This is a genomic window from uncultured Mailhella sp. (assembly GCF_947631555.1).
Taxonomy (GTDB): Bacteria; Desulfobacterota; Desulfovibrionia; order Desulfovibrionales; family Desulfovibrionaceae; genus Mailhella.
The window spans coordinates 1-2,717 of sequence record NZ_CANRLT010000150.1 but is presented as its reverse complement, the minus strand read 5'-3'; the positions used below and the strand labels follow the sequence as shown (position 1 = coordinate 2,717).

At 57.2% G+C, this 2,717-nt stretch carries 4 protein-coding genes; all 4 read right to left on the bottom strand.

Annotation, left to right across the window (positions count from 1 at the left end; translation table 11 throughout):
* Nucleotides 1–148: 148 nt before the first annotated feature.
* Nucleotides 149–295 carry a hypothetical protein gene (locus Q0Z94_RS11725; protein WP_298069916.1) on the bottom strand — a complete coding sequence of 49 codons (147 nt, stop codon included), beginning with the start codon at nucleotides 293–295 and terminating at the stop codon, nucleotides 149–151.
* Complete coding sequence (locus tag Q0Z94_RS11720) at nucleotides 295–744, bottom strand: ASCH domain-containing protein (protein ID WP_298069914.1); 450 nt, start codon at nucleotides 742–744, stop codon at nucleotides 295–297. The genes Q0Z94_RS11725 and Q0Z94_RS11720 overlap by 1 nt, the downstream gene beginning before the upstream one ends.
* Entirely contained in the window at nucleotides 741–1,094 is a 354-nt protein-coding gene (locus tag Q0Z94_RS11715) for a hypothetical protein (protein WP_298069913.1), read from the bottom strand. Before Q0Z94_RS11715 ends, Q0Z94_RS11720 begins: the two co-directional genes overlap by 4 nt.
* A partial coding sequence (locus tag Q0Z94_RS11710; RefSeq protein WP_298069911.1) for a ParB/RepB/Spo0J family partition protein occupies nucleotides 1,091–2,717 on the bottom strand: 1,627 nt, incomplete at its 5' end. The genes Q0Z94_RS11710 and Q0Z94_RS11715, both read right to left, overlap by 4 nt.

Sequence of the window (2,717 nt, the reverse complement as noted above, 5' to 3'; positions counted from 1 at the left end):
CCTGGTTCCGGAAGAGCTTGCAGATCTCTTTGGTGAGCTCGCTCATCTCCTCGACCGCCATCATGGTCTGGGCCTTGGCACCCCACTGCTCCAGGGCGGCCTCATAGACGGCCTTTCGCTCCTGATATGGTATCGCGTTCATCGTGCCTTATCTCCTTTCGATTTTCGTGGTGATGTCCTTGGGGTCAATGCCCTTCTCGGCTGCCAGGAGCTGGATCGTATCTTCCAGCTCCCCATCGAACGTGCCCCGGACGGTGTAGGCCAGAAGCTCCTCCCAGCCCTGGTAATAAAACACTATGTACAGTTCTTTCGTGCCTTGTCCCTCCATTCCCACAGTCCGAGCATCCCCTTCGCCGGGACCGGCTCGGACAGAAGCGTTATGTTTTCAAACTCCCAGGCGAACCGCCCGGGGGAAAAATCCCCCAGGTCGGTCTCCTGCGCTGAGAGCTGAGACAGGAAAGCCTCATCAACGGCGTTGCAACGGGTCAAAATACCCGTTGCGACGATAGCCCCTATCGGTAACTCGTCCAGACTGTGAGGCGTCAGGAAGAGGCTGTCAAGCCTCTCCAGGAAGCCCCAGGCGCCATTCTTCGCCAGCTGGTCAACGGTGCGGCGCACCGGGAAAGCTGATGCGTGGATGGCAATGGGCCCGCGGTAGGACGTGGCCCAGCTGCGGGTCTCATACCGCTTTTTGCCGGTCACCAGGAGCGAGGCCCAGGGCTGCCGGATCGTGATGGCTCTCACTTTTTTAGCCCCCCGTCCACGCTTATCAGCTTGTTCAGCTGACCATACGCCACCAGCTCGGAAATCAGGGATTTCACCATAGCCTTGTCCTCGCTGGGCAGTAAATGCCCGCCCTGGATCGCGGCAGCTCGGCGGGCGAAATCGGCGACCTGCGCCCGCATTAAAATGTACGATGTGTGCTCGTCGGCCGCGTCAGCTGCCATGCGCAGCGCATCGGCTAGGTCCTGTGCCTTTTGGTACGCGGTGGCATAACGGGTCATGCCGGTTTCCTGATAGCTCTGGAAAGCATCCTCGTATTTCTTCTGATAGCGGTCTGCGAGCTGTTCCAGCTCTTTCTTGGAAAGTATCATGCCCCTGGCGCCTCCTGTTCAATATACGTCTCGCAGGCTCGATAGGCCTCATGCTCACCATTGAGTAACTGCGTCTCCTCTGTACTCATTTCATACCCCAGGGACGTGAGCCAGCGGTAGATCATGGTAAGCTTTGCACTGGGCTCGTATTCAGGGAAAGTGCCGCGATAGCTCGTTTTTGCGCACATTTCCTTTGCCTTATCTCCAAAGGTGTAATAGACCAGAGAGGGAATGTCCTTATCGTCCAGGTGCTCCATCCCCTCGGCCAACTTCTTGTCCCGCTCGCTGTCGTAGGAATCCGTGTTGATGCCAAACACCTTGCAGGCGGCGTCACGATTGGGGCTGTTGTAGCACAGAGACTCCAGCAGGGCACCAGCCAGGGCACCAGCCAAGATAGCACTGCGGTTCTTCGTATTCACCGTGAGCTTTTCGACAAACGCCCTTCGGAGGTCATACGCAAGGCTGTATGCTGCCTCCAGCGCGTCCCATGCCTGGTTGATCGCCTTATTCCTGGCAATTTCCTTGTCGGACTTTTTCTCCTTTTCCGTCCTGGGTTTATCGCGCTTCTTGTACAGACGGAGGGTATCGGTATCAAGATGGTAAAAAACAGGGTCCTTCAAGGTCTTGGGCGGCTTATTTTCCTCCTCGCCCCACCTTGCGACATAGATATAATACTGGCAGCCAGGGTATCCCTCATACTTATTGCTCCATGTATCAGACTGGGAAATCTCCGTTGCGCCTACCTCTTTCAGCCACTTTTTGACGAGGGGCATGTTCTTTTTGACCTGCTGCTTATTTATAGCTCTACGAACACTGATCTCAAAGTCCCTTGTGCCAATACTCTCCAGGGCCTTGTTTCGCTCCTTGATGTCCTCAATCTGGGCCAGAGTATCAAAGTCACCGAGAGAGAGCTGGCGGGTAGAAACCTCTTTCAACTTCTCCTGGTCCAGCTCCGTCATCTTTACCCGGCGCCGCACGGTAGTGGCGGAGAAGCCAGCCTTTTGGGCAATTTCATCCACGGTGGCCCCAAGGTCAAGCATCATCTGGAACCCCTGGGCCTGCTCATACACAGTCAGGTCGCTGCGCTGCATATTCTCCAGGAGCATGGTCTGGACCTGCTCACGGTGGTCCATGTTGGTAGCAACGACACAGGGGACCTCAGACAGCCCGGCCAGCTTCGCCGCGGCAAGGCGCCGGTGGCCGATTACGACCGTGAATTGGTCGTCCTCCGCGCTGACGGTCGCATCCGGGTCTGCATTGACCAGCGGGACGACGGTCAGGTTTTGGTAGATGCCGTTGGCCCTGATGCTGTCGGCCAGCTCGGTCAGGTCCCCCAGGTCCTTACGGGGATTGTCGGGGTGGGGGTGCAGCTTTCCGACGGGGAGATACACGAGCTTTCCATTCCCGCGCCCGTCAATGGTGACTTCGACCTCGTCAATGCCCTGCCACCGCAGTGCTTCCTGGTCCGCGATCTCAGCCCCAGGGCGGGCATTGGCGTTGTAGTAGCCGCACTCGATCTCACTCTGTATATGCTCGCACTTTCGTTTCCCGCATTCGCTGGACAGCGGGCACCTCTCATTGATCTGCATGGTTCGCTCCTTTCTGTATTTCGCTCCGGGCACC

Bases quoted from the DNA above. Each gene is read 5' to 3' on its own strand.
- Q0Z94_RS11715 (WP_298069913.1), bottom strand. From the start codon at position 1,094: ATGATACTTTCCAAGAAAGAGCTGGAACAGCTCGCAGACCGCTATCAG.